Annotated in this window: 21 protein-coding genes and 1 pseudogene; 5 read left to right on the top strand and 17 right to left on the bottom strand. The window is 69.3% G+C overall.

The annotated features are described in order from the left end of the window. Positions 1 to 45 precede the first annotated feature (45 nt). Entirely contained in the window at positions 46 to 2,292 is a 2,247-nt protein-coding gene (locus ACFQ4H_RS13385; RefSeq protein WP_377570607.1) for a MinD/ParA family ATP-binding protein, read from the top strand. Positions 2,293 to 2,487: 195 nt separating this feature from the next. On the opposite strand, the gene ACFQ4H_RS13380 is transcribed toward ACFQ4H_RS13385, so the two are convergent. The 3 genes from ACFQ4H_RS13380 to ACFQ4H_RS13370 form a co-directional block, all read right to left on the bottom strand. Next, positions 2,488 to 2,916 carry a DUF3151 domain-containing protein gene (locus tag ACFQ4H_RS13380; protein ID WP_377570605.1) on the bottom strand — a complete coding sequence of 143 codons (429 nt, stop codon included), beginning with the start codon at positions 2,914 to 2,916 and terminating at the stop codon, positions 2,488 to 2,490. Positions 2,917 to 3,306: 390 nt separating this feature from the next. Continuing rightward, the gene (gene fbaA / locus ACFQ4H_RS13375) at positions 3,307 to 4,332 is read right to left on the bottom strand and encodes a class II fructose-bisphosphate aldolase (RefSeq protein WP_377570603.1); all 1,026 of its coding nucleotides are present in this window, start codon (positions 4,330 to 4,332) and stop codon (positions 3,307 to 3,309) included. Between the two features lie 165 nt (positions 4,333 to 4,497). After that, the gene (locus ACFQ4H_RS13370; protein WP_377570601.1) at positions 4,498 to 4,875 is read right to left on the bottom strand and encodes a phage holin family protein; all 378 of its coding nucleotides are present in this window, start codon (positions 4,873 to 4,875) and stop codon (positions 4,498 to 4,500) included. Positions 4,876 to 5,268: 393 nt separating this feature from the next. On the opposite strand from ACFQ4H_RS13370, the gene ACFQ4H_RS13365 reads away from it, so the two are divergent. Beyond that, the gene (locus tag ACFQ4H_RS13365; protein ID WP_377570599.1) at positions 5,269 to 5,478 is read left to right on the top strand and encodes a hypothetical protein; all 210 of its coding nucleotides are present in this window, start codon (positions 5,269 to 5,271) and stop codon (positions 5,476 to 5,478) included. A gap of 4 nt (positions 5,479 to 5,482) precedes the next feature. Here ACFQ4H_RS13365 and ACFQ4H_RS13360 read toward each other — a convergent pair whose 3' ends face one another. Continuing rightward, positions 5,483 to 6,580 (bottom strand): LCP family protein, encoded by a 1,098-nt coding sequence (locus tag ACFQ4H_RS13360; protein WP_377570597.1) that lies wholly within the window; start codon positions 6,578 to 6,580, stop codon positions 5,483 to 5,485. Continuing rightward, on the bottom strand, positions 6,580 to 7,059 hold the full coding sequence (locus ACFQ4H_RS13355) for a SigE family RNA polymerase sigma factor (RefSeq protein WP_377570756.1): 480 nt from the start codon (positions 7,057 to 7,059) through the stop codon (positions 6,580 to 6,582). Before ACFQ4H_RS13355 ends, ACFQ4H_RS13360 begins: the two co-directional genes overlap by 1 nt. A gap of 149 nt (positions 7,060 to 7,208) precedes the next feature. Between ACFQ4H_RS13355 and ACFQ4H_RS13350 the strand changes: the two genes are divergently transcribed. The 3 genes and pseudogenes from ACFQ4H_RS13350 to ACFQ4H_RS13340 all read left to right on the top strand — a co-directional run. Further along, positions 7,209 to 8,789 (top strand): 3' terminal RNA ribose 2'-O-methyltransferase Hen1, encoded by a 1,581-nt coding sequence (locus tag ACFQ4H_RS13350; RefSeq protein ID WP_377570755.1) that lies wholly within the window; start codon positions 7,209 to 7,211, stop codon positions 8,787 to 8,789. Further along, positions 8,786 to 11,332 (top strand): polynucleotide kinase-phosphatase, encoded by a 2,547-nt coding sequence (locus ACFQ4H_RS13345; RefSeq protein WP_377570596.1) that lies wholly within the window; start codon positions 8,786 to 8,788, stop codon positions 11,330 to 11,332. The genes ACFQ4H_RS13350 and ACFQ4H_RS13345 overlap by 4 nt, the downstream gene beginning before the upstream one ends. A 144-nt stretch (positions 11,333 to 11,476) precedes the next feature. Further along, a pseudogene (locus tag ACFQ4H_RS13340) lies at positions 11,477 to 12,184 on the top strand (DedA family protein); the annotation flags it as partial. Positions 12,185 to 13,026: 842 nt separating this feature from the next. Here the strand turns inward: ACFQ4H_RS13340 and ACFQ4H_RS13335 are convergent. From ACFQ4H_RS13335 to clpB, 12 genes are all read right to left on the bottom strand, one after another. Further along, positions 13,027 to 13,404: an ArsR/SmtB family transcription factor gene (locus tag ACFQ4H_RS13335; protein ID WP_169596714.1), complete on the bottom strand. Its 378-nt coding sequence runs from the start codon at positions 13,402 to 13,404 to the stop codon at positions 13,027 to 13,029. A gap of 57 nt (positions 13,405 to 13,461) precedes the next feature. Continuing rightward, entirely contained in the window at positions 13,462 to 14,001 is a 540-nt protein-coding gene (gene pyrE, locus ACFQ4H_RS13330) for an orotate phosphoribosyltransferase (RefSeq protein WP_377570593.1), read from the bottom strand. 201 nt (positions 14,002 to 14,202) lie between these two features. Beyond that, a complete protein-coding gene (locus ACFQ4H_RS13325; RefSeq protein WP_377570754.1) occupies positions 14,203 to 14,970 on the bottom strand; it encodes an SDR family NAD(P)-dependent oxidoreductase in 768 nt (255 codons plus the stop codon). 207 nt (positions 14,971 to 15,177) lie between these two features. Next, on the bottom strand, positions 15,178 to 15,933 hold the full coding sequence (locus ACFQ4H_RS13320; RefSeq protein ID WP_377570590.1) for a hypothetical protein: 756 nt from the start codon (positions 15,931 to 15,933) through the stop codon (positions 15,178 to 15,180). Positions 15,934 to 16,077: 144 nt separating this feature from the next. Further along, positions 16,078 to 17,661 (bottom strand): polyamine aminopropyltransferase, encoded by a 1,584-nt coding sequence (locus tag ACFQ4H_RS13315; RefSeq protein WP_377570588.1) that lies wholly within the window; start codon positions 17,659 to 17,661, stop codon positions 16,078 to 16,080. Beyond that, positions 17,658 to 18,485 (bottom strand): hypothetical protein, encoded by an 828-nt coding sequence (locus tag ACFQ4H_RS13310; RefSeq protein WP_377570586.1) that lies wholly within the window; start codon positions 18,483 to 18,485, stop codon positions 17,658 to 17,660. The genes ACFQ4H_RS13315 and ACFQ4H_RS13310 overlap by 4 nt, the downstream gene beginning before the upstream one ends. Then, entirely contained in the window at positions 18,485 to 18,907 is a 423-nt protein-coding gene (locus ACFQ4H_RS13305) for a DUF350 domain-containing protein (RefSeq protein ID WP_377570751.1), read from the bottom strand. Before ACFQ4H_RS13305 ends, ACFQ4H_RS13310 begins: the two co-directional genes overlap by 1 nt. 52 nt (positions 18,908 to 18,959) lie before the next feature. Continuing rightward, the gene (locus tag ACFQ4H_RS13300) at positions 18,960 to 19,385 is read right to left on the bottom strand and encodes a DUF4247 domain-containing protein (protein WP_377570584.1); all 426 of its coding nucleotides are present in this window, start codon (positions 19,383 to 19,385) and stop codon (positions 18,960 to 18,962) included. Further along, positions 19,382 to 19,954, bottom strand: a complete 573-nt coding sequence (locus ACFQ4H_RS13295) for a DUF2617 family protein (protein ID WP_377570581.1) — start codon at positions 19,952 to 19,954, stop codon at positions 19,382 to 19,384. Before ACFQ4H_RS13295 ends, ACFQ4H_RS13300 begins: the two co-directional genes overlap by 4 nt. After that, positions 19,954 to 20,610, bottom strand: a complete 657-nt coding sequence (locus ACFQ4H_RS13290) for a DUF4178 domain-containing protein (protein WP_377570579.1) — start codon at positions 20,608 to 20,610, stop codon at positions 19,954 to 19,956. The genes ACFQ4H_RS13295 and ACFQ4H_RS13290 overlap by 1 nt, the downstream gene beginning before the upstream one ends. 81 nt (positions 20,611 to 20,691) lie before the next feature. Beyond that, positions 20,692 to 21,654 carry a hypothetical protein gene (locus ACFQ4H_RS13285; RefSeq protein WP_377570576.1) on the bottom strand — a complete coding sequence of 321 codons (963 nt, stop codon included), beginning with the start codon at positions 21,652 to 21,654 and terminating at the stop codon, positions 20,692 to 20,694. Between the two features lie 142 nt (positions 21,655 to 21,796). Beyond that, positions 21,797 to 24,388: an ATP-dependent chaperone ClpB gene (clpB, locus tag ACFQ4H_RS13280; protein WP_377570574.1), complete on the bottom strand. Its 2,592-nt coding sequence runs from the start codon at positions 24,386 to 24,388 to the stop codon at positions 21,797 to 21,799. Between the last annotated feature and the right edge of the window lie 69 nt (positions 24,389 to 24,457).

Genomic DNA, 24,457 nt, shown 5'->3' with positions numbered 1-24,457 from the left:
CTGATCGACCGGCATATCCTCGGGCAAGGAAGGGGGAGGTGGACTGTGCAGGACGAGCACACGGACCGGGTTCACGTACCAGGTCAGGGAGCGATCCCACAGCGCGATGTCGAGCCGTTCTGGGCACCGGACGAGTTGGCGGCAGAGCCGTGGGCAAGTCCGGGGCAGCCACAACCCGACGGCGGTCACCCCGGCCATGGCGCTCCCCTCGCCCACCCGCCAGTCCCCGGACCGGTCCCGCCGAACCAGCAGGCCACGCCACCCGGCCCGGTCTATCCGCCCGGACCGCCGTCGTACCCACCCGGTCCGCCGTCGTACCCACCCGGTCCGCCGACGTACCAGCCCGGGCCGCCGACTTACCCACCCGGACCGCCGAACCAGCAGGCAACGCCACCCGGGCCGCCGTCGTACCCGCCCGGGCCGGGCCCGGTCCCGCCGAACCAGCAGGGCACGCCACCGGCGGACCTGCCCACCCGCGCCTGGCCCGTGGTCGGGCCGCCAACTCCCCCCACCGCACCGGTGTCCCCCGGCACCGACCTGGGCCCGGGCAACCCGAGTGTTCCGGCAGCACCCGCCAGTGACCAGCCGCAGCCGAAACTCGGTGACCAGCCCGAGTCGGACACCGACCGGCCGGCTGCCCCGGATCAGCAGGGTCCCGACCCGGAAGCCGGTTCCGAGCCGTCGGCCAACTCCGACCCGGTCGCTGGCAGAGCGTCGACCCGCGCCGCTCTGCCCGTCACCCTCGACCAACCGTTCACCATGGACACCCCGATGGTCGGTGGCCCCGAGCCCGCCGAAGGACCTGCCACCCTGCCGCAGGCCGCACAGTCGCCGTGGGCGCAACCTCCGCAGCGCCCGCCGACGGCCCGTGGCACCGCCGCACCACCTGTTCCCCGGGCTCCCGAGCCCCGGCAGTCGCCGCCCCAGGGCGGATCCCACCCGGTATCGCCGCCCGGCGGCGGATCCCACCCGGTATCGCCGCCCGGCGGAGCACCGTACCCGCCCGCACCGGAGCCAGCGGCCCACCCGACCAGTCCGGCCGGAACCGGTTCTCCTGCGGCTCCTCCCGGCCCCGCACGCCCGACTCCGGCCGGATATCCGCCCACGCCGTCCATGCACCCGCCGGCACCTCCCGGACCGCCGGCACCGATGCCCGGTTGGCCGACACCGGTGTACCGGCCGGGCGATGCCGTACCGCCCGGACCACCGACGCCACCGGGGATCCCCGGTCCCCGGGGCGAGCGGTATCCCGGTGTCACCCCGGTACCGCAGCAGCCGTTCCAGGACGCCCCCGGTGTGGTCCGGATGCCGCCCCAACCCGGGCCGGCCTATCCCGAACCAGTCTGGACGCCGGAAAACTCGGCCCCGACGGCCGACGAGTTCGCACGTCGCCGGGCGGTCCGCCCACCCGACCCGGTCGCCACCATGGGCCTCCGGGCTGCGGTCAACCGGACCTCGCTGGGTCTGGTACGGCTCTCACCCGGCCGGCACGAGCAGGAGGTCAGGCAGGACATCGATACCGTCCGCCGTAACTTCGGCGGCCTGCGGCAGGTGACCGTCGTCAATCCCAAGGGCGGCGCCGGTAAGACCGTGGCGATCCTGCTGCTGGCGATGACCTTCGGTCAGAGGCGTGGCGGGTACGTGCTGGCCTGGGACAACAACGAGACCCAGGGCACCCTCGGGATGCGGGCGCAGCAGGACTTCCACGCCCGTACCGTCCGCGACCTGCTCCGCGATCTCGGCCAGTTCCAGGGAGCGCACGGGCGGGTCGGCGACCTGTCCCAGTATGTCCGTTCTCAGGGCGAGGGCATGTTCGACGTACTCGCCTCCGACGAGTCCGCCACCGGTGGCGAGATGCTGACGGCCAGCGCGTTCGCCGAACTCCGTGAGGTGGTCAGCCGGTTCTACAAGTTGATCTTCGTGGACACCGGTAACAACGTACGGGCACAGAACTGGCAGGCCGCGATCGACGCGACCGACCAGCTACTGATAACCATGTCGGCCCGGAACGACTCGGCCGAGACTGCGGCGCGGATGCTCGACCATCTCGAACAGAGCGGACGACAGCGCCTGGTCCGGCAGGCGGTGACGGTCGTGTCGATGCCACCGTCACGCAAGGAGATCGACCTGCCGGCGATTCAACAGCACTTCGCGGCCCGGACCAGAGCCGTCCTACTGGCCCCGTACGAACGCCTGATCGACGCCGGGGAGCCGATCCGGTACGGCCAGCTCTCCTCCGCCACCAAGGATGCCTGGTTGAAGATCGCCGCTGCCGTGGCCGAGGGGCTGTAGGGCGCAACCAGGATCTTCAGCCGGGGACGGACGCATCAGCTGGAGACCGACGCCACCAACCGGCGTGATCAGCGACTGATCGGCCGGTAGTGGCGGGTCAGGCTGAGGTAGTGGCAGGTCGGGCTGACGCGGTAGTGAGCCGGCAGGGGGCTGGGCGAGGATCGGTTCGGCCTGCCCGACTGCCGGCTGACCGGCTCAGCTGCCGGCGAGCGCGTCGCCTGCGGCCGGGTCGCAGTCGCGGAGGAACTGGGCACACCGGGCTGCCTCGTCCGACTCACCGATCTCGCCGGCAGCTCGGGACAACAGGTGCAGGCAGCGCAGGAAGCCACGGTTGGGACCATGCGCCCACGGTACCGGACCGTGCCCCTTCCAGCCGCTACGGCGCAGCTGGTCCAGGCCCCGGTGGTAGCCGGTCCGCGCGAAGGCGTACGTCTGGACGACCTGGCCGGCGGCGAAGGCCCGCGCGGCCAGCGCAGCCCAGGCCGCGCTGAAGGTCGGGAACTGTGCCGCAGCTGCGGCGTACGCCTCGTCTGTCTGCGCCTGCTCGGCTTGGGCGAGGGCCGCCTCGGCGGCCGGGTCGCCGGGCAGGAGCGTGGCAGGCGGTTCGGGCAACAGATTCTGCATCGGACCATTCAACCTGGCGCAGCACCCCGGTGGCGAGTGGTGTGAGCGGTTGGTTGGCTGAACGGCCGAGGTGTTCGTCACGCAAGCGGCCGGTGCGGGTGACCATCGGCTCGACTAGAAATAGGGGACCGGAACCCTCCCCAGGATCCGGCAGGAGGGCCTGGTCGCCCTGTGCCACCGGGCCCTCTTCCGTGCCCCTACCCGGCACGCTGCCGGGTTACCCGGGTTACCCGGGTTACCCGGTTACCCGGGTTACCCGGTTACCCGGTTACCCGGTTACCCGGTTACCGGGGAAAGCAGGCGGAACGGGATCCCGGGCAGAAAGGCCTACGGCCGGCTCCCCGGGTGGGAAACCGGCCGTACGGTGTGCTGTCAGCGGGCGCTCAGCGCCTACTTGCCGAGCTTGGTGCCCGTCGAGCGCAGGTGCTCACACGCCTCGACGACCCGCTGGGCCATGCCCGCCTCAGCCTGCTTGCCCCAGACCCGCGGGTCGTACAGCTTCTTGTTGCCGACCTCGCCATCCACCTTCAGCACGCCGTCGTAGTTGCGGAGCATGTGGTCCGCGACCGGCCGGGTGAAGCAGTACTGGGTGTCGGTGTCGATGTTCATCTTCACCACGCCGTAGTCGAGCGCCTCGCGGATCTCGGAGAGCAGCGAACCGGACCCGCCGTGGAAGACCAGGCTGAGCGGCTTGTCCTTGCCGTACTTGGCGGCGACCGCGTCCTGGATCTCCCGGAGGATCTCCGGGCGGAGCTTGACGTTGCCCGGCTTGTACACGCCGTGCACGTTGCCGAAGGTCAGCGCCGCCATGTAGCGGCCCTTCTCGCCGAGGCCGAGCGCCTCGACCATGGCCAGACCGTCGGAGATGGTGGTGTAGAGCTTGTCGTTGATGGCGTTCTCGACGCCATCCTCCTCACCACCGACGACGCCGACCTCGATCTCCAGGACGATCTTGGCCTGGGCGGCCTCGTCCAGCAGCCCGGCGGCGATCTCCAGGTTCTCGGCGACCGGCACGGCGGAGCCGTCCCACATGTGCGACTGGAACAGCGGCTCCTCACCGCGCGCCACCCGCTCCTTCGAGATCTGCATCAGCGGACGGACGAACTTGTCCAGCTTGTCCTTGGGGCAGTGGTCGGTGTGCAACGCGATGTTCACCGGGTAGTTCTTGGCCACCTCGCGGGCGTACGCAGCGAAGGCGACCGCACCGCTGACCATGTCCTTGATGCTCGGACCGGAGAGGTACTCCGCGCCACCGGTGGACACCTGGATGATGCCGTCGCTCTCTGCGTCGGCGAAGCCCTTCAGGGCGGCGTTGAGGGTCTGCGAGGACGTCACGTTGATCGCGGGATACGCGTACCGGCCGGCCTTGGCACGGTCGAGCATCTCGGCGTAGACCTCGGGGGAAGCGATGGGCATGTCAAACGCTCCTTACTAACCGCTCTCGGCCACGACGGCCGCTGTCTTCCATGGGTGCGCCGGACCGCGCTGTCCTCCGCGGGCAGTATCCCGTAGAGCGTCCGAGCCGGCACAACCGACCCGGATCCCGCGCTTCCTCGCCTGGCCTCGACGATCGGGGCAGCCCTAATCCGACGGTTCCGGGATCACCAGGCTGATCAGCCAGCTGACCACCGCCACCACGATCGCACCCCAAAAGGCCGGCCAGAAACCATCCACCTTGAACGGCAGGTCGAGTTGGCCGGCGATCCAGTCGGTCAGCAGGAAGAGCAACGCGTTGACGACCAGCGCGATCAGACCCAACGTAAGGAGGTAGAACACACAGCCGACCACCTTGATGATCGGTTTCAGCACCGCGTTGACGATGCCGAAGATCAACGCAACCGCCAGCAACGTCAGCGCATTGACCCCGGCGGACCGGCCACTCACCTCGATGCCGGGCACCACCAGGGTAGTGATCCACAACGCGATCGCTGTGATCACGAGCCGGATCAGGAAGCCCATTTTCCCATCTTGTCACTCCCACCGGCCCTCGGTAAGCCAATCCCGCGACTGATCCACCAACCACGGACGACCCGCCCGGCCAGCCGGAAGTAACCGGTCCCTGACCGGCAGCGGGCCGGCCACCGGCATTGCGTCCGGTGTTTGCCGCCGGACGCCCCTGGGCAAGGAGTCCGGACACGAGCAACGTCGCAGGGTCCGGGTACGGGCAACATCCGGAGAATCCGGGTACGAGCCGTGTTAATCCGGGTACGGCCGTGTCCGGGCGCCAGCGACGGCGGGAAGACGGCAGAACCCGTACGGTGGACCTACCCGGGTGGCAATCTGTCCGGTAGGGGCGGATTATCCCGGTGGGGCAGGCTACCCGGCTCAGCCGACGGCCGGAAGGAGGCGACGATGACCCAGCCCGACGAGGAGTTCGCGCCCGGTGACCACCTGGTGCCCGAGGAACGGGACCTGGAGGCGTCGGCGGACGACGTCGCCGAGCAGACGATCGTCGCCGATCCGGCCGAGGACGAACCTGTCGTGCATCGGGGCCTCGAAGTCGCCGAGTGGGACGCGCTGGAGCAGGCCCGGATCATCGGCCCGGAGGACGACTACCGCTGACCGGCTACTGCCACCTGGTCAGCTGGGCCGGATGCTGCGCCGTCCAGGCGGCGAGGGTGTCACGGCGGAGTGCCTCGAACAGGCTGCCACTCACCAACGGATCGAGCCGCTCGAAGATCTGTCCGTCCTTCGACTCGGCCCGATAGGTCCAGCCGATCCCCACCGGATCGACCGTGGACGTCCGTTGCAGGGCGGCGAACAGACCGGCCATGGGCAGGGTGCCGGTATCCAGCACCACCCCGTCGTCGACCGCCGCAAGGATCGCCATCGACCTGGCCAGATCGAGTCCGTCCGACGTCGGCGACACCTTCGTCAGTATCGCCCGGGTGAACCGTTGACCGTTGCGGTCCCGCTCATGCGCCCCCTCGGACAACCGGTAGCGCTGCCGGAGCAGGTCCAGCGAGGCGGCGCCGTCGAGTTGCTGGCAGCCGGCCGGGAAGACCCGCTTGGTGTGGACCGACTGCACCTTCCTGGGCAGACACAGCCGGACTCCGCCGACAGCGTCGGTGATGCCACGTAAGCCGGAAAAGGTCAGCGTTGCACTTCCGTCGAAGCGGAGTCCGGTCAGGTTGGTCACGGTTTGGACCGTCAGGCGAGCTCCACCCCGTAGATCCGACCTGGTGCCCGGCCGGTGGCTGCCGTGGAAGAACGCCGCATTCAGCTTGCCGAAGCCGTGCCCAGGAATCTCCACCCCCAGATCCCTGGGCAGCGAGACCAGGTACATCCGGCTCCGGTCCCGGGGCACGTGCACGATCAACACCGAGTCGGCGCGATCGCTGACGTCCCGGCCACCCGCTTCCCCGTCGACGCCGATCAGCAGGAAGTTCAACGCGGAGTCGGGAAGCGCGGCAGCCGACGGGTCCGCCGTGGGCACGCTGCCGACCGTCTCCGGCACCGGGGTCGGAGCCGCCATGAGCGTACGGCCCAACACCGGCATCGACACGGCCACGAGAACAGCCACGGCAGCACCGGCCATCCGGGTCACGAACCGCCGCCGCCGTCTACGTACCGCTGTGCTGTTGATGGCGTCCCGTACCGGGCCGGCATCCGGGGTCAGCGTCTCGTGTCGGGCAAAGGAGGCCCGCAGGTCGTCCTCGATCATCAGCAAGCCTCCACTAGTTCGGCGCGAAGCGTGGCCAGCGCACGGGAGATGGCGGACCGCACGGTCCCGACCGCGCACCCGAGCACCTCGGCGATCTCCGCATCGGGCAGGTCCTCGTAGTAGCGCAGCACCAACGCCGCCCGTTGCCGGCGCGGCAGCCGGGCCAGCTGGGACCAGAGTTGGTCCCGGTCCGCGGTGGTCTGGGCGTGGTCCGTCGGTACGGCGAGTTCCTCCGGCTCGGCCCGCAACAGCACCCGCCTGACCCAGGACCCCCGCCGCCAGTCGACGAACTGGTTCGTCAGCATTCGGCGTACGTAGCGTTCGGGTGAGTCGGCCCGGTCCACCCGCCGCCAGTTGAGCTGCACCCGCACCATCGTTTCCTGCACCAGGTCCTGGGCCAGGTGTGGATCACCGGTCAACATCACCGCGTACCGCAGTAACGCCGCCAGTCGGGAGTCGGCGAACTCCTCGTACGTCACGGACACCTCCAGAGGTCCTCGCCTCCTTGGACGTACCGAGCCCCGGCAACCATTGCGGATCCGTGGAATCACCCGGTCGGGCAGTTCGCAACGAAAGGAGCGGGGAAAACGGACGACGTATCGATGATCTGGCTGCCATGATGTCCGGCGTGCTGCTCACCGTCTCCACCACCCACCAGCCGGCCACCGACCTCGGCTATCTGCTGGTCAAGCACCCGGACCGGACGCACTCCTTCGACGTGCCGACCGGCACCGTCCATGTGTTCTATCCGGAAGCGACCGAGGCGCGTTGCACCGCTGCCCTGCTGCTCGACGTCGACCCGCTCCGGCTGGCTCCTGGCCGGGGCAGGGACAACGGCCGGGGTACGGCACCCGAGGGCTTCACCCTCGGCCAGTACGTCAACGACCGGCCGTACGCCGCCTCCAGCCTGCTGGCGTCCGCGCTGGCCAAGGTGTTCCGGTCCGCCCTGCGGGGTACGTCGAAGGACCGCCCGGAGTTGACCGGCACGCCCATTCCGCTGGAGATCGGCGTACCGGTGCTCCGCTGCCGAGGCGGGGCGGACCTGGCCGATCGGCTGTTCACCCCGCTGGGCTGGACCGTCTCCGCCACGGCGATCCCGCTCGACGACCAGCATCCGTCCTGGGGTGCCAGCCGGTACGTCGATCTCAAGCTGACCGGTTCGGTACGGCTCGCCGACGCACTCAACCATCTCTACGTCCTGCTTCCCGTGCTCGACGACGCCAAGCACTACTGGGTCGCCCCCGACGAGATCGACAAGCTGCTCCGGGCCGGCGAGGGCTGGCTGGCCCGGCACCCGGAGCGGTCGCTGATCATCCGCCGGTACCTCGCCCATCGACGGGCGCTGGCCGGTAAGGCACTCACCCAACTGAACGAAGCCCAGGCGGCCGAACTCCGGCTGACCGAACTCCGGTCCCGGGACGAACTGCCGACGGCGGACACGGTCGAACCAGACACCGCCGAACCGACGGTCGGGCGGCAGCCGCTGGCGGCGCAGCGCCGGACGGCCGTACTGGCGGCCCTGGTCGACAGCGGCGCATCCCGCGTACTCGACCTGGGGTGCGGTGGTGGGTCACTGCTGGCCGACCTGATCCGCGACCGACGCTTCACCGAGATCGTCGGTACCGACGTCTCCTCGGTGGCGCTGGCGGTGGCCGAACGTCGGCTGCGCCTGGACCGACTGCCGCAACGGCAGCGGGACCGGATCAGGCTGTGGCAGTCGGCGCTGACCTACCGCGACGACCGGCTACGCGGCTTCGACGCCGCCGTGCTGATGGAGGTCATCGAGCATGTCGACCCGCCAAGGCTGCCGGCGTTGGCCAGTGCCGTCTTCGGTCACGCCCAGCCGACCACGGTGATCGTGACGACGCCGAACGTCGAATACAACGTGCGGTACGAGGGGCTGGCCCCGACGGCGATGCGGCACACCGACCACCGCTTCGAGTGGGCCCGCGCCCAGTTCGCCGACTGGGCACACGAGGTCGGCCGGACGTACGGCTACACGGTGTCGATCAGCGGCGTGGGGGAGGCCGACCCCGAGGTGGGCTGCTCCAGCCAACTCGCCGTCTTCAGCCGAATCAGCAGCGGCACGCCGACGGCGGGCAGCGGTGCCGAATCGCCGGCGGACAACCAGCCTCAGGCGCCGACGGACAACGGCCCCCAGGCGCCGACGGGCAGCGGCACCGAAGCGCGTGGAAAGGAATCGCTGTGACCAGCATCGACATTCCCGAACTGGCCCTGGTCGCCCTGGTCGGCATCTCCGGCTCGGGCAAGTCGACCTTCGCCCGCCGGCACTTCGCGCCCACCCAGGTGCTCTCGTCCGACGCGTTCCGGGCCATGGTGGCCGACGACGAGAACGACCAGTCCGCCTCGGCGGAGGCGTTCGACGCGCTGCACTACGTCGCCGGTAAGCGGCTCCGGGCCGGCCGGTTGACCGTCGTCGACGCCACCAACCTGCAACCTCACGCCCGTGCCGGGCTGGTCCAGCTCGCCCGGGGACACGACGTGCTCCCGGTGGCGATCGTGCTCGACGTACCCGAGCCGCTGTGCTGGGAGCGTACGCAGAGCCGGGCCGACCGTACCTTCGGTCGCCAGGTCCTCGGCCGGATGCGACGCGACCTGCAACGCTCCATCGGCCGCCTGGGCCGGGAGGGGTTCCGCAAGGTACACGTGCTGCGCGGCCCGGAGGAGATCGACACTGTCGAGATCCGGTACGAGAAGCTGTACAACGACCGGAAGGAGCTGACCGGTCCGTTCGACATCATCGGTGACGTGCACGGTTGCCGGGCTGAACTGGAGGCACTGCTGGTCCGGTTGGGCTGGACGCTGCACACCGACACCGACGGGCGTCCGGTCGGCGCGACGCACCCGGCCGGCCGTACGGCGGTCTTCGTCGGAGACCTGGTCGACCGCGGCCCGGACTCGCCGGGCGTGCTCCGCCTGGTGATGGGGATGGTCGCGGCCGGCACCGCCATCTGCGTGCCGGGCAACCACGAGCAGAAGTTGCTGCGCAAGCTGCGTGGTCGCAACGTCACGGTGTCGCACGGCCTGGCCGAGACACTGGCCCAGCTCGAAGCCGAAGAGCCGGCCTTCGTCGCCGAGGCGGCCACCTTCATCGACGGTCTGGTCAGCCACTACCTGCTCGACGGCGGGCGGCTCGTGGTCGCGCACGCCGGACTCAAGGAGGAGTACCAGGGCCGGGCATCCGGGCGGGTACGGGCGTTCGCGCTGTTCGGGGAGACCACCGGCGAAACCGACGAGTACGGCCTGCCGGTGCGCTACCCGTGGGCGCGCGACTACCGGGGCAGTGCCATGGTGGTCTACGGGCACACCCCGACCCCGACCCCGGAGTGGGTCAACAACACGATCTGCATCGACACCGGCTGCGTCTTCGGTGGTTCGCTGACCGCCCTGCGCTACCCGGAACGCGACCTCGTCTCGGTACCGGCCGCGAAGGAGTACTACCCGCCGGCCCGGCCGCTGGTTCCCGTCGCCGCCGAACCGGTACGCCAGGACGACGTACTCGATCTCGCCGACGTGACCGGACGACGGCACCTCGACTACGGCTACGGGAAGGTGACGGTCGCGGCGGAGAACGCGGCGGCAGCACTGGAGGTGATGAGCCGGTTCTCCGTCGACCCCCACTGGCTGCCGTGGCTGCCGCCGACGATGGCACCGTGCTCGACCTCCACCGTCGACGGGTTCCTGGAGCACCCGGCACAGGCATTCGCCGACTACCGGGCGGCCGGCGTGGATCGGGTGGTCTGCGAGGAGAAGCACATGGGCTCCCGCGCGGTGGTTCTGGTCTGCCGGGAGGAAACCGGTCATTTGGCCGGGGCGGATGCGGTACCGGGTGGCGGGGTGGTCTACACCCGTACCGGACGACCTTTCTTCGGGAGCCCGTTGGACGAGGCACTGCTGGCCCGGGTCCGGTCCGCCGTGACCACTGCCGGCCTCTGGGCCGAACTGGACACCGACTGGCTGCTGCTCGACTGTGAGTTGCTGCCCTGGTCGGCGAAGGCGATGGGACTCATCCGCGACCAGTACGCCAGTGTCGGGGCGGCCAGCCGGGCCGCGCTGCCCGCCGTACTGGAGGTGCTGGACCGGGCGGCCGGGCGTGGCCTGCCGGTGACCGGACTGCGGGACCGGATGTCCCGCCGGCAGGCAGACGTGGCCGGTTACACCGCCGCCTACCGGGCGTACGTGGCACCGACGGACGGGCTGGACGGTGTGACGCTCGCCCCATTCGCCGTACTCGCCAGTCAGGGCGCATCCCACGCGGGCCGGGACCACGGCTGGCACCTGGCCATGGCGGACCGGCTGCACGACGCCGACCCCGCGTTGTTCACTCCGACCCGACGCCGGATCGTGGACCTCGACGACGACGCGGCGGTGGCGGAGGCGACGCAGTGGTGGCTGGAGCTGACCGCGGCCGGGGGCGAGGGCATGGTGGTCAAGCCGTACGCCGGGCTGGCGGCGGTCGACGGGAAGGGTCGACTGCTCCAGCCGGGTGTGAAGTGCCGTGGGCGGGAGTACCTGCGGATCATCTACGGGCCGGAGTACACCGAACCGGAGCAGCTCGCAGCGCTGCGGCAGCGGTCCCTGGGCCGTAAGCGAGGGCTGGCGCTACGTGAGCACGGGCTCGGGTTGGCGGCTCTGGACCGCCTGGCGGAGGGTGCTCCGCTGTGGCGTCGACACGAGTTGGTCTTCGCCATCCTCGCCTGTGAGTCGGAACCGGTCGATCCACGGCTGTAGACCTGGTGTGACGTCGCGCACCGGGGGTATCGGAAGGCGGCCTAGACTATTTTCGTGCCCGTTGCCGGTGGCGGGCAGAGACCATGCCACCGGCACTACGGGGATGAAAGCCGACACTGACCGGAAGACATCGGAGGTCACCTCGTGCCGACGCCCACCACCACCCTGGCCCTGGGGCCCGATTTCCTGGATCCGGAGTGGTTGATCTCGACCTTCGGGCTGCTCGGCATCCTGGTCATCGTCTTCGCCGAGTCCGGCCTGCTGATCGGGTTCTTCCTGCCGGGTGACTCGCTGCTGTTCACCACCGGTCTGCTCACCGCCGACGGGCAGTACATCACCTACCCGCTGTGGCTGGTGTGTCTGCTGATCACGATCGCGGCGATCGCCGGTGACCAGGTGGGTTACCTGTTCGGGCGACGGGTGGGGCCGGCGTTGTTCCGACGCCCCAACTCACGGCTGTTCAAGCAGGAAAACCTGATCAAGGCGCATGAGTTCTTCGAGAAGTACGGCGCCCGCTCGATCGTCCTGGCCCGCTTCGTACCCATCGTTCGGACCTTCACGCCGATCGTGGCCGGGGTGAGCCGGATGAACTACAAGACGTTCGTGGTCTACAACGTCGTCGGCGGCGTCCTGTGGGGTACCGGTGTCACGGTGCTCGGCTACTTCCTCGGCCAGATCCCGTTCGTCAAGGCCAACATCGAGTTCATCCTGGTCGCGATCGTGTTCATCTCGGTCGTACCGATCATCATCGAGCTGCTCCGGGCGCGGATGGGCGCGAAGAAGGGCACTAGCCCCGAGGAGAAGGCCGCCGCGGAGCAGGCGATCCAGGAGACCCAGCAGCACTACGGGGAGACCCAGACCCAGCAACTGCCGGCGTACGGCCAGCCGGCAGCGTACGGCCAGCAGCAGCCGGCCTACGGCCAGCAGACGTACGGTGGCCAGCAACCGTCCACGCAGCCGGCGTACGGGCAGCAGCAGCCGGCGTACGGGCAGCCGACGTACGGCGGACCGCAGACCTACGGCGGGCAGCAGACGTACGGCGGTCCACAGACCTACGGTGGCCAGCAGACCTCCGGTCAGCAGCCGTACGGGCAGTAGACAGCGCGAACAGCCAGGGCCAGGATCCACGGGGTCGTCACGGCTGGGCCGGCGGTAGCCGGTTCACCGTGGCGGCTGCGGCTGTGGCGACCCCAACTGTGGCGATCGACACCAGCTGCGGCGGCGTGGTGCCGATCCGATCCGCAGGGAAGCACTACCGATCGCGAGAGCCGCAGATCGATCACCAGGACGGCTGGATCGATCGCGAGGACCGCAGACGTCATCAGCAGCATCCGCGAGGTGGACAGGCACCGCCCACAGAGGTGGACATCGGAGCAGCCGGAAACCGATGGGTAACCATCTCGCTACTCGCACTGACGGTGCCGTCAGTCAAGCACGTCAATCCGATCTGCGACCACGTCAATCCGATCAGTGACGCGAAGAAGCGCCACCGACGGTGGATGTCGACGCTGATGACAGTACCGATAAGCAGGCCGCTCCGATAACAACGTCGAGATGTCGGGCGGGCCTGATCGGTTTCATCGCGATCGATCAGAATCGGCGGGCAGGTCGAATCACCGACTGCGGTGACCGCACCCGGTTGACCGCCTGGTGCCACCCCGCGAGTGGGGCGGCACCAGGCAGCTCACTCTGATTCAGCGCGCCTTCTTGGTCGCCCGCTTACGGGGCGGGGTCAGCAGGTCGGCAATCGTCGCGATCGCCGACGGCACCAGCCGGTAGTACGCCCACACACCGCGCTTCTCCCGCTCCAGCAAGCCGGCCTCGGTGAGGATACGCAAGTGGTGGCTGACCGTCGGCTGCGAGAGGCCAAGCGGTGCGGTGAGGTCACACACGCACGCCTCGCCCTCGGGCGCCGACTGGATCAGGCTGAGCAGCCGAAGACGAGCCGGGTCGGCAAGGGCCTTGAGAACCCCCGCGAGACGCTCGGCATCGGCACGTTCGATTGGCTCGCCGGCAAGCGGCGAGATCTGAGGCATAGTCATTTCAGCCAACGCAGTTCCCACGTAATCCATCCTTCCACCAGCAGCATCGACCCGCCTGCATATCAGCAGATCCGAATCGGCAAATTTTTAGGCCACAAGGCCGAGGTCAGCCAACGTATAGGCCGCCCGGTACGGCAATCCGGCGGCTCGCACCGCGTCGCCGGCGCCACGATCAACAATAACCGCAACACCCACGACTTCGGCCCCGGCCTCTTGCAACGCCTCGACGGCGGTGAGGACACTGCCCCCCGTTGTCGAGGTATCTTCCACCGCCAACACCCGGCGGCCGGCCACATTCGGGCCTTCGATCCGACGCTGCAACCCGTGCGTCTTCTCTGATTTACGTACCACAAAGGCGTCCAGCCCAGGCCGCGTCGCGGAAGCCGCGTGCAGCATCGAGAGGGCTACCGGGTCGGCGCCCAGCGTCAGGCCACCGACCGCGTCGTACTCCCAGTCTGAGGTGAGGTCGAGGAGTACCCGACCAACCAACGGTGCCGCCGCGTGATGGAGCGTCACGCGACGCAGATCGACGTACCAGTCCGCTTCTCGACCTGACGACAACACCACCCGTCCATGTACAACAGCTAGGTCAGTGATGAATTTACGCAGGTCGTCGTGGTCCCCCATGGCGGACAAGGGTACTGCGCGACTCTATTGACCGAACGGATGACCCGGGCAGATACGGACTGGCACGGCTGCGGAAGGGTCAGAGACAGCCCTATCCGACTACTCTCCGTATCAATCCAACCGGTTCCAACGTGGGGCCCACCGTCCCGTCTGCACGACCGGAAAACCGGCTGCGAACAGATTTGTCGAACAGTTGTCGGATCACCGTTCCTCACGTCCGAGCCGTCCCCGGCCCTTGCGTCCGACCGCCCGCAGCAGCCCGCCCGGCGTGTGCCGCATACCGAAGACGGCGACCTTGTACTTCCAGTCGGGAACGCTGACGATTTTGCCTTTCCCCAGGTCACGTAGGGCATCCCGGACCACGTCATCGGCCCGCAGCCACATCCACCCGGGCGTCTTCGACATGTTGATGCCGGCCCGGTCGTGAAACTCCGTACGGGTGTAGCCGGGGCAGAGCGCCATCACCCGTACGCCGTAGCGTCGTACCGACTGGGCCATCGACTCGCTGAAATTTGTCACCCATGCCTTGCTGGCCGGGTAGGTCGATCCGGGCATCAGTGCGCCGAAGCCAGCAACCGAAGAGACATTTATCACTGCCCCATGTCGACGATCGACCATGCCGGGCAGTACGGCGAGGGTCAGCCGCATGACCGCGTGCACGTTGAGCCGCAGCAGCCGCGTCTCGTCCGCCACGGTCGAGCGCAGGAACGAGCGGTTGAGGCTGATGCCGGCGTTGTTGACCAACAGATCCACCGGCTCGCGGAGCTGCTCCTCGACCGCTGCACAGCCTTCGTCAGTGGACAGATCCGCCGGAAGCACGGTCACCGTAGCGCCGTAGCGGTCGGACAGCTCCGCCGCCGACTCGGCCAGCCGCTGCTCGTCCCGGGCAACGAGGACGAGCCGACAGCCGTCCTGGGCCAGCCGCCGGGCGAACGCCGCGCCGATCCCGGCCGTCGCCCCGGTGATGATCGCCCGTCGTCCCGAACCCGGCGACGGCGGGTACGGCGCAGCCGGGTCGGGATCGGCGCGGTGCGGGTCGGGCGCTGTGGACACGGCGGTCTCCTCAGGTCGGCGCGGTCGATGGCCGGGGTGGATACGCGAATTGAAAGATCCCCCCGAGTGTCCCTGGATACTGGAACCTACTCGGGGGGATCCGCGACGATCTACCTTTTGCGATCAGCTCGCCGGCGGTGCCGGCGGGTACGGCGGCTGCTGCCCACCCGGGTACGGCGGCTGCTGCCCGCCGGGGTACGGCGGCTGCTGGCCCGGGTACGGCGGCTGTTCGGTCTGGTACGGCTGCTGCGCCTGTGGGTATCCCGGGTAGGCGGCACCCGGTACCGGCGGCTCCCAGCCGGCAGCCTGGGGCTTACGGAAGTACTCGTTGGCGGCGGGCAGGGCCAGCAGGATCAGCGACACCAGCAGCGCGATCACCGTAATCACGTTGATGGCGAGGCTGAGCGGCTCGTAGAAGCCGGGCAGCCGGTCGGACAGGACCTCCTGGACCTCGGCCGGATCCGGCCCGGTCGTGGTGCCACCCGTCTCCGTGGGCATCATGCCGCCGACGGCCGACCCCAGCAGTCCGAAGCCGGAGCAGCAGACGAAGATGCCGCCCACGACCCAGGTCACGATCCGGGACGGGTTCTTGCCCTTGAGGTTGAAGATGGCCAGCAGCACCAGACCCGCCGCGATGAGCAGGCTGACGATCGACGTACCGATCAGGGTGATCGTGGCGATCGTGGTGGCCGCATCGGCGATCTCGGTACCGGCGTACAGCTCCTCGTAGACCTCGTTGAAGGTGCTCATCACCATCAGCGCCATGATGAGCCCGAGCACCTGCAACCCGGCGACCAGGAAAAGTAGATAGCTGGAAATGCTGACGACGCCCGGGCGCTGCCCGCCCGCCGGCGCAACCGGACTCATCGGAACCGACACGGTGCTCCTTCCGTAGGGCTGCCCGCCAACCGGACCGCCGGACCCTTGCCTCTGATGTTGCCCTTGTGACGAGAACTCACCGTATCTGCACGTCGCTAGCGTGACGACCCGAACCACCACGTCGTTGTGGTAATGACACGCAGGTCAGTAGCTACGCCACTCGGCGCGGGCGAACTCCAGCACCCGGGGGTGCAGCAGCGTCGAGGCTGGCACGTCGACCCGCGACCGGTCCGGCGGGAAGTGGGTGGCGGCTTCGAGCGTGCCGGCGTCGAGATAGCGCAACTGCGGCACGTCGGCGGGTAGGCCGAGCGCCGGTGCGGCCGGACCCGCGCTCGCGAGATGGAAGCCCCAGTCGCCGAAGGACGGCACGTCCACGTGGTACGGGGTGGTGGCGAAACCGGCGGCACGGATCGACTGCTCGATGCACCAGTACGACCGGGGCGCGAAGTAGGGCGAGCCGGACTGCACCACCATCCGCGCCCCGTCGGCCAGCACCGCCCGGACCAGCGTGTAGAACTCGATCGAGTAGAGCTTCGCGGTGGCGGTCTCGTCCGGGTCCGGCAGGTCCACGATGACGGCGTCGAACCGCTCACGTACCTCCCGCAGCCAGCCGAAGGCGTCGGTGTGCACCAGGCGTACCCGGGGGTCGTCGAACGCCCCACGGTTGAGGGTGCGCAGCTGCGGCTCGGTCCGGGCCAACTGCACCACCGCCGGGTCCAGCTCGACCACGGTCACCGAGTTCACGTCGGGGTAGCGCAGCACCTCCCGTACGGCCAGCCCGTCACCACCGCCGAGCACCAGCACCGATCCCCGGGTGCCACGCAGCACCGGGTGCACGATCGCCTCGTGGTAGCGGTACTCGTCGACGGAGCTGAACTGGAGGTCCCCGTTCAGGTAGAGGCGCAGGTCGGTGACGCCCTGCGAGACCATCGGAACCGACCGGGTCAGCACGATCTCCTGGTAGCGGCTGCGCTCGGCGTGCACCACCGGATCACGGTAGAGCTGCTGACGTGCGGTCACCTCGAAGTCGTGCGCCACCGCGTAGGCGTACCCGAGGCAGACCATGACCACGACGGAGCCGGCGGTGAGCACGGTACGTGCCCGGCGGCTCAGGTCCTTCCGGAAGACGGTGAAGACCAGGGCGAGTCCGGCGATCGCGTTCACCGCGCCGACGACCAGCGCGCCGCGTAGTTGCCCGAAGACGGGCATCAGCAGGAACGGGAAGGCCAGCCCACCGAGGAGGGCACCGACGTAGTCGGCGGCGAACAGGTCCGCGACCGCGCTGCCGGCGGACTGCTCACGGATGCGCTGGAGGAGCACCATCAGCAGCGGAATCTCCGCACCGATCAGCAGGCCGAGTACGAACGCGGTGGCGACCAGCGCGGGGGCGTAGAGGTCGAGCCAGGCGAAGGCGGCGTAGAGCCCGAGCACGGAGAGTCCGCCGAGCAACGCGAGGGTGAGTTCCACGGCCGCGAACGCGGCAGCGGCCTTCGACTGGAAGGGTTTGGCGGCCAGCGCGCCGACACCCATCGCGAAGACCATCACGCCGAGCACGATGGAGGCCTGCCCCACCGTGTCGCCGATCAGGTAGCTGCCGAGCGCGACCAGGGCGAGTTCGTAGACCAGCCCGCAGGCGGCACAGACGAAGACCGCGACCAGTACGGAGGCGCGGGCCAGCCGCCAGCGGGGGACGGTCGGTGGGGCAGGGGGTGAGGTGGTGGTGGTCATTTCTTCCGTTTGCTCTGGGAGAACGTTGATCCGCCAGCACGGCTGGCCCGCCGCTCGGCGATCAACGCGGCACGACGTTCGGCGGCGACGAGTTCGGCCGACCGACGCCGGCGCTGCACCAGTCCGATCGTCACGAACAGCACCGTGACGAGCAGTAGGCCTGCCACGCCGAGCAGGTAGGCCCAGCGGTCGCGCAGGAAGTCGTTGCCTGCGGCGGGTAGCGGCGGAACCGACGCGGTGGGGTCGGGATCCGCCGTGACGACCGGTACGGGCTCAGCCAGCCCATGCTCGGCCGCCAGCAGCGGTAGGAAGACGGCGGCCCGGGTGATGGCCCAGCCCGGCTCGTCGAGGAAGGCGTCGTCGTCGACCCCGAGCTGCTCCAACCCGGCCGTGAAGCCGATCGTCGAAAGGTCGCTGGAGCTTCTCACGTTGACGTAGACCCAGTCGTTGCTCTCGCTGCTCTCCGACGTGTAGTTGACGTCGGCGGTGACCAGGATCCAGCGCGGGCAGCGGGTCGGGTCCTCGTCGACCGGCACGTTGTCACCGAGGTTGGAGCCGACGCTGACCGCGTCGCTGCGGTAGCCGCCCTCCAGTTGCCAGCCGTAGCAGATGTTCTGTGCCTGGCTGGCCCGGGTGAGGATCGCGACCGTGTCGGTGCGCTCGGTGGCGGTCGGCGCGGGCACCATGGTGTCGTTGTCCGTGTCCGAGAAGACGAGGATGCCGGCGATGATGGCCGCCGTAACGCCCATGATCCAGCCGAAGGCCTTCCAGCCCTCGTTCTTGCCTGCGGCCTTCGTCGCCGCAGCGCCCTTCTTGACCGCCATCAACTTATCGCCGCGGCGACGACGGCACCGGTGGCGAGGTGGATCACTGCGGAGACCCAGACCGCCGGGTGCGGCTCCGGGTCGACCAGGATCTCACCCAGCCGGCCCGGGGTGGCCAGGTCGAGCAGCAGGAACGCGGCGGACATGATGACCAGACCGAGGATGCCGTACGCGGCGCTGCCGATGATCCCGGCGACGAAGTCGTCCGCACTGCTGACGATGGCGGCGACCACGATGATGCCGACGCCGAGCAGGTTGGAGGCCAGCAACAGTGCGGCGTTACGGTTCCGGTCGACCCAGATCAGTTCCCGTAGCCGGCCCGGGGTGGCGACGTCGACCAGGACGTAGCCGATCCCCATGAGCAGGACGCCGACCACGCCGTACGCGAGGGTGACCAGCAGGTCGGTGGCGAGGGTCATCAACTTCGACTCCAAGGGTGAGGGGTGTTGAGGGGGTGACGGGCTGCCGCCCGGACTACTTGCCTGAGCCGGGGCCACCGCCCCGGACCGTGGTGCCCCGACCCCAACCCCAGGAGTTACCGACGGTGCTGCGGTAGCGCGGGTAGGCGGTCGTCATCCGTTCCAACAGGATCAGCGAGCCGGCGGCGGTCGGGAGGATCACCACCGAGTCGTCGTCGTAGCGCAGGTACACGCCGCTGCCGTCGACGTACTGGTCGGCGGGCTTCCAGGCCTTGGTGACCTCGGCGGCCACCGCGCTGGGCGACTTCCGGGAGGTGTACGCCATGGCCTGCTGGCCGATGTCCTGGGACGCCGCCCGGGTGTACCGATCCTTGACATAGCCGCGCGGTGAGAAGCTGCCGTAGAAGATGGCGAAGCTCGCCACCAGCGCTCCGACCAGCGCAAACACCCCACCTATGATGAACCATCTGCGGTACGTCATCGCATCCTCACCGTCGTTTCGGTTTCGACGAGTTCTCCGGTTTGTGGATAGGCATGCCAGGTCCGCCAGCCGATCCCGGCCCCAGCATGGACTCCGGCCTGCAACGCGGTGATCGCGTCCGGCCCGCCGGGGAAGACCCCGACCAACGCGTACGGGTCGTCGGCGAGTTCCTGTCGCAGTGCGGCGGACCGGGCGGCCAGTTCCGCGCTGTTCAGGCGCAGCACCCGCGCGGTGAACCGGTAGCCGGTGGCGGCGTCCTCCACCGTGGCGGGCAGGTCGGGTTGCCGACCGGGCAGACAGGCGACAGTCTCGACGAAGTCGAGACCGGAGGCGCTCACCGTCACCTGGTGTGAGGCCCCGAGCAGCCGCAGCCGCAGCCGTACCCCGTCGTCGCCGGAGGGCTGGCTCCCTGCGGGGTCGGAGGGCTGGCTTCCTGCGGGGTCGGCCGACGTCGTCGTAGGCAGGACGAGGTCGAGCACGTACAGGGCCGGCCGCTCGGCCGATTCGAGCGCGAAGCTGAGGTCGGCGGCCGAGGTGTCGGCGTACGGGGCGTCGAGGGTGACGAGCATCAGCTGATGACCTTGCCAGGTTGGCCGGCCTGTGGGTAGATCTGCACCTCGGCCCGATGCAGCCGCTCGCCCCGGCCCACCTCCCACTTGCCGCTGTCGCCGTACGACTCGAACGACAGCCGCGCCTCGCCGGCCGTGTAGTCGTGGTAGGCCACGGTGCCGGTCGGGTTGAGCCCGGTGGTGCCGATGGCGGTGTACCGGGCCCGGCCCGACTCCTTGCGGGTGAAGCGCCGCCCGTCGAAGTTGATGGTGGGCTTGCCGGGGGTCACCGTCGCTGCCGGCTCCTCGGTCCAGAGCACCAGCTCCAGGTCGGGATCCTCCTCGACGGAGAGCCAGCGCTTCGTGCCACCGGCGTCGTCGAGCAGGTGCTCGGTCCAGCTCCAGTCCCCCTCGGTGAAGCGTAGTGTGCCGCGCACGCCGTACGACGTGTGCCGGATCTCCACGATGTCGCCGGGCTGTAGCCGTCGTGGATCCCCCCGCAGCGCGTCGGCGTCATCGTCGGCGGACCGGAACGGGTCGGCCGGCGTCTTCGTCGCCTTGGCGGCCTGCTCCGCCTTCTTCCGGGCCGCCCGTACGGCGAGGACGGCCACCACCACCCCGGCAACCGCGACAAGACAACTCAGCGTGACCACGACGTACGCCAGCGTGCCGTTCATTCGCCCCGTCCTCTCCAACCCGATCGGCCGGTGACGGTAACAAACGTGTGCACGGCCGCATCCCGGCAAGGGTCGACCAGGTCAGCTGGCGGACGGCGGTGGTGAGGCCTCCCCCGAGGATGAGGATCCCGACGAGTCCGGTCCGCTCGCAGGGGCGGCCGGTTCCGGCTGGCTGGGCGGGTCCGACGGGTCGGGTTGCCAGGGCGAGTCCGACGGGTCCGTCGGGCCGACCGAGTCCGGCTGCGGGCCGGCTGGCATGCCCGGTACGCCGGCTGGCCAGTACCCGGCCGGGTACACGAACACATACGGATATCCCTGTGGATGCGGATGTGCCGGCGGGAAGTGGGTACCCGGGTGACCGTAGTAGACCTGGCCAGCCATCGGCATCGGCATCGGCATCGGCCATGGCAACGCCGGCACCTCCGGCCGGGGTACGAAGAAGCGGTTGGCCGACGGCAGCAGCACCAGCACCGCGACCGCCACCATCAGACCGAAAACGATGAACGCGCTGGCACCGACCCCGAGGTGGAACAGGTCGGTGGCCGGGTCCAGCAACGCCTCGTAGAACGCGTCCTCCCTGGACAGTGCCTCGGTCTCGCCGGGCGTCGATACGTCCGACCAGGGCTCCTCCGCCAGGAAAGGGGAGGCCATGAAGGCGATCGGCAGGAACAGCGCGCCGGCCCCGACCGGGCCGAGGCAGGCCAGCAGGATGAGACCGGCAGCGACGAGGATGAGTATCCGTGCCACGTTGCTGCCCCGGCGCAGTGGCACGAGGCAGGCCGCAAACACCACCGCCAGCAGGGTGGCCAGCACCGTACCCACGACGGTGGTAAATACGTTGCCGCCGTGCTCCAACGACACCAACTCCGGGTCGACCCTGCTCAGCCGACCAGCCCGATCGATCACGCCGTCGTAATGGATCGCTCCGGCGATCTGTGTACCGACGTTGACCAGCAGCAACACCATGGCCGCGAGTTGCAGGTGGCCGGCGAGGGTGACATTGGAGGGCCGGGGTGGCCGGGCCGCTGGATTGGAGTGGCTCACGGTGCCCGACGCTACCGTCCTGGTTGGACCTTCGGTATCGCCCGATTGATTCGCCAACGGTGATATGACGACACCCGCGATATGGCGACACCGGCGTACCTCGACCCTGAACCAGGACCGAGGTACGCCGGTGCTCCGTCGATCAGGCCGCGCCGACCGTCAGGCTGTCCTTGCCGTCGGCCAACTCCACCCGGACCGTGTCTCCGTCACGCACCTCACCGGAGAGCAGCGCCTTGGCCAGCCGGTCGCCGATCGCCGACTGCACCAGCCGGCGCAGCGGCCGAGCACCGTAGATCGGGTCGTACCCGTGCTCGGCCAGCCAGGTGCGGGCATCGTCGGAGACGTCCAGGGTGAGCCGCCGGTCGGCCAACCGCCGACGCATCCGACCGATCTGGATGTCCACGATGGAACGCAGCTCCTCACCGGTCAGCGCCGCGAAGACCACGATGTCGTCGAGTCGGTTGAGGAACTCCGGCTTGAAGTGGGAACGCACCACCGCCAGCACCGCGTCCCGACGCTGCTCGTCGGAGAGGGTGGGGTCGGCGATCACTGCCGAGCCGAGGTTCGAGGTCAGGATCAGGATCGCGTTGCGGAAGTCGACCGTACGACCCTGCCCGTCGGTGAGCCGACCGTCGTCGAGGACCTGCAGCAGCACGTCGAAGACGTCCGGGTGGGCCTTCTCCACCTCGTCCAGCAGGATCACCGAGTACGGCCGGCGGCGTACCGCCTCGGTCAACTGGCCGCCCTCCTCGTACCCGACGTAGCCGGGCGGGGCACCGACGAGCCGGGCCACCGAGTGCTTCTCGGCGTACTCGCTCATGTCGATGCGGACCATGGCCCGCTCGTCGTCGAAGAGGAACTCGGCCAGCGCCTTGCCCAGCTCGGTCTTCCCGACCCCGGTGGGGCCGAGGAAGAGGAAGCTGCCGGTGGGCCGGTCCGGGTCGGCGACCCCGGCCCGCGCCCGCCGGACCGCGTCGGAGACGGCGGCGACGGCCTCGGCCTGCCCGATCACCCGGGCTCCCAGGGACGACTCCATCCGCAGCAGCTTGGCAGTCTCGCCCTCCATCAGCCGACCGGCCGGGATGCCGGTCCATGAGGCGACCACGGCGGCGATGTCGTCCGCCCCGACCTCCTCCTTGAGCATCGCGCCGTCGGCCTGGATGCCGGCTAGTTCCGCCTCGGCCCGCTGGAGGTCGGCCCGCAACTCGGGGATCCGGCCGTAGCGCAGCTCGGCGGCGCGTTCCAGTTCGCCGTCGCGCTCCGCCCGCTCGGCCTCGCCACCGAGCCGCTCCAGCTCCTCCTTGGCGGTGGAGATGCGGGTGATGTGGTCCTTCTCCAGCTTCCACCGGTCGCTGAGCGCGGTGAGTTGTTCCCGCTTGTCGGCCAGTTCCTTGCGCAACCGGGTCAGCCGCTCCGCCGAGGCCGGGTCCGGTTCCTTGGCCAGCGCCATCTCCTCGATCTCCAGCCGGCGTACCGCCCGCTCGATCTCGTCCACCTCGACCGGACGCGAGTCGATCTCCATCCGTAGCCGGGAGGCGGACTCGTCGACCAGGTCGATCGCCTTGTCCGGCAGGAATCGGTCGGTGATGTAGCGGTCGGAGAGCGACGCGGCGGCGACCAGGGCGGCGTCGGTGATGCGTACGCCGTGGTGGACCTCGTAGCGTTCCTTGAGCCCGCGCAGGATGCCGATGGTGTCCTCGATGGTCGGCTCCCCGACCAGCACCGGCTGGAACCGGCGCTCCAGCGCCGGGTCCTTCTCGATGTGCTCGCGGTACTCGTCGAGGGTGGTCGCGCCGACCATCCGCAGTTCGCCCCGGGCCAGCATCGGCTTGAGCATGTTGCCGGCGTCCATCGAGCCCTCGCCCTTGCCGGCACCGACGACGGTGTGCAGTTCGTCGAGGAAGGTGATGACCTGGCCGTCCGAGTTCTTGATCTCCTCCAGTACGGACTTGAGTCGTTCCTCGAACTGGCCCCGGTACTGTGCGCCGGCCACCATCGCGCCGAGGTCGAGCGAGACCAGCTTCTTGTCGCGCAGCGACTCGGGCACGTCACCGGCGACGATGCGCTGGGCCAGGCCTTCGACGATGGCGGTCTTGCCCACGCCCGGCTCACCGATCAGGACCGGGTTGTTCTTGGTACGGCGGGACAGCACCTGGATGACCCGACGGATCTCGGCATCCCGGCCGATGACCGGGTCGATCTTGCCGGCCCGGGCGCTGGCGGTCAGGTCAACGCCGTACTTCTCCAGGGCCTGGTAGGTCTGCTCCGGGTCGGCGGTGGTGACCCGGCGGTTGCCGCCGCGCACGGTCGGGAAGGCGGCGACCAGGTTCTCCTCGGTCGCGCCCGCGTTCTTGAGCAACTGCGCCACCGCACCACCGACCCGGGCCAGACCGGCCAGCAGGTGTTCGGTGGAGGTGTATTCGTCGCCCAGCGGACGGGCGATCTGCTCGGCGGCCCCGATGGCGTTGGCAAACTCGCGGGACAGGCTCGGCTCGGCGACGCTGGATCCCCGGGCGGCCGGCAGGTTCTCCACGGTCCGGATGGCGGCCCGGCGGATGTCGGCCGGGTTCGCGCCAACGGCCCTCAGCAGCCCTGCGGCGGTCGACCCGCCGGTGTCGAGCAGCGAGAGCAGTAGGTGCCACGGTTCGACGGTTGCGTGTCCACGCTGGTTGGCGGTGGCGACGGCACCGGTGATGACTTCGCGGCTTTTGGTGGTGAGGCGTTCGGCGTTCATGGGCTCCCCTGATCGGCGTGTCCACTGATGACGACACAACCAGAGTTGAGCCTATTCCACTCAACTCTG

The organism is Micromonospora sonneratiae (assembly GCF_042679305.1).
Lineage (GTDB): Bacteria > Actinomycetota > Actinomycetes > Mycobacteriales > Micromonosporaceae > Micromonospora_H > Micromonospora_H sonneratiae.
The sequence above is the reverse complement of the archived record's forward strand: the minus strand, read 5'-3'. Positions and strand labels throughout refer to the sequence as shown.